General features: G+C 62.9%; 2 protein-coding genes and 1 pseudogene. All 3 read left to right on the forward strand.

The window, feature by feature from the left end:
- Positions 1 to 970, forward strand: a 970-nt coding sequence (gene gcvT, locus AC1DUU_RS30935; RefSeq protein WP_476787130.1) for a glycine cleavage system aminomethyltransferase GcvT, incomplete at its 5' end; no start/stop codon positions are given.
- Positions 971 to 975: 5 nt separating this feature from the next.
- On the forward strand, positions 976 to 1344 hold the full coding sequence (gcvH, locus tag AC1DUU_RS30940; protein ID WP_395447006.1) for a glycine cleavage system protein GcvH: 369 nt from the start codon (positions 976 to 978) through the stop codon (positions 1342 to 1344).
- Between the two features lie 14 nt (positions 1345 to 1358).
- Positions 1359 to 1875 (forward strand): annotated as a pseudogene (locus AC1DUU_RS30945) (glycine dehydrogenase (aminomethyl-transferring)); the annotation flags it as partial.

Raw genomic sequence — 1875 nt, forward strand, 5'->3', positions numbered from 1 at the left:
CACGCGTGAACATGTCGGCCTGTTCGATATCTCCCACATGAAGCTGTTCGTGGTCAGCGGCCCCGGTGTTGCCGACCTGCTCAACCGGGCCTGCCCGCTCGATGCCAAGGCACTTGAGCTCAAGCAGTCGAAATACACCTTCTTCCTCACCGAGAGGGCGGGCGTCATCGACGACCTGATCATCACCAGGCTCGGCGACGAGCGCTTCATGGTGGTGGCGAACGCTGGCAATGCCGCAACCGACGAAGCGCATTTGCGCGCTCTGGCCAAGGATTTCGACGCCAAGGTCGAACCGCTTGACCGCGTCTTCATCGCGATCCAGGGCCCTGAAGCAGCAGCGGTGCTCGGACAAGCCGGCATCGCCACCGAAGACCTGTTTTTCATGCAGGGCTTCGAGCCACGCACCAACTGGTTCATGAGCCGTTCGGGCTACACCGGCGAGGACGGTTTTGAGATCGGCCTTCCTGAGGCCGACGCCCGCGAACTGCTAGGCAAGCTGCTCGGCGACGAGCGCGTCATGTGGATCGGCCTTGCCGCCCGCGACAGCCTGCGCCTTGAAGCTGGTCTGTGCCTGCACGGCAACGACATCACACCCGACACTGACCCGGCAAGTGCGGGCCTGATGTGGGCGATCCCCAAGGACCTGCGTGCTGGCGGCAAGTTCATCGGCGCTGAAGCGCTCGCGAAAATCCTCGCTGGAGGCGCCAAGCAAAAGCGCGTTGGCTTGAAGGCCGAAGGCCGCCAGCCGGTCCGTTCAGGCGCTGAACTCTTTGACGCGGACGGCAATCCGATCGGCCGCGTCACGTCAGGCGGCTTTGGCCCATCGGCTGGCTTCCCGGTCGCCATGGGCTACGTCTCAACACCACTCGCCAAGGCCGGAACCCGCGTTTTCGCCGACGTGCGCGGCACCAAGGTGCCCGTCGACGTTCATTCTCTTCCCTTCACGCAGCATCGCTATCGCAAAGGATGATTTCCATGACCAAGACCTATTACACCGAAGATCACGAATGGCTGCGCGTTGAGGGCGACATCGCAACGGTCGGCATTACCGACTACGCCCAGGAACAGCTTGGCGACCTCGTTTTCGTCGAACTGCCCGAGACCGGCCGCAAGGTCGCCAAGGGCGACGTCGCGGTTGTCGTTGAATCCGTCAAGGCAGCTTCGGACGTCTATGCGCCGCTCGACGGCGAGATCATCGACGCCAATGCAACGCTCTCTTCAGATCCGGCACTCGTCAATTCGGCAGCCACCGGCGACGGCTGGCTGTGGAAGATGAAGATCGCCAATGCGGGCCAGCTCGAAGGCCTGATGGATGAAGCGGGCTACAAAGCCCATATCGGTTGACAGGATCGCCTGAGATGACCACTGCACCTTATCCCTTTTCGGCTCGTCACATCGGGCCCGGCGCGGCGGATACCCGCGCCATGCTCGCCGCAATCGGCGTGCCTTCGGTGGAAACGCTGATTTCGCAAGCCGTTCCGAAGTCGATCCGGCTCGACCGGCCGCTGGCGCTGCCGGCACCTGCGAGCGAACATGAAGCACTTGCCGAACTCGGCGAGAAGATGGGCCGCAACAAGGTGCTGAAGAGCTTCATTGGTGCTGGCTATCACGGCGTCCATGTGCCCCCGGTCATCCAGCGCAACCTGTTCGAGAACCCGGCCTGGTACACCGCCTATACGCCTTACCAGGCCGAGATCAGCCAGGGCCGTCTGGAATTGCTGTTCCATTTCCAGACGCTGGTCGCCGAACTGACAGGCCTGCCTGTCGCTTCCGCCTCGCTGCTCGACGAAGCAACCGCAGTCGCCGAAGCTGTCGGCATCGCACTGCGCCATCATCGTGACAAGCGCAGCCGTGTCGCGCTTGCCGGTGCAGCGC

This window comes from Aminobacter sp. P4_H6_2 (genome assembly GCF_056400805.1).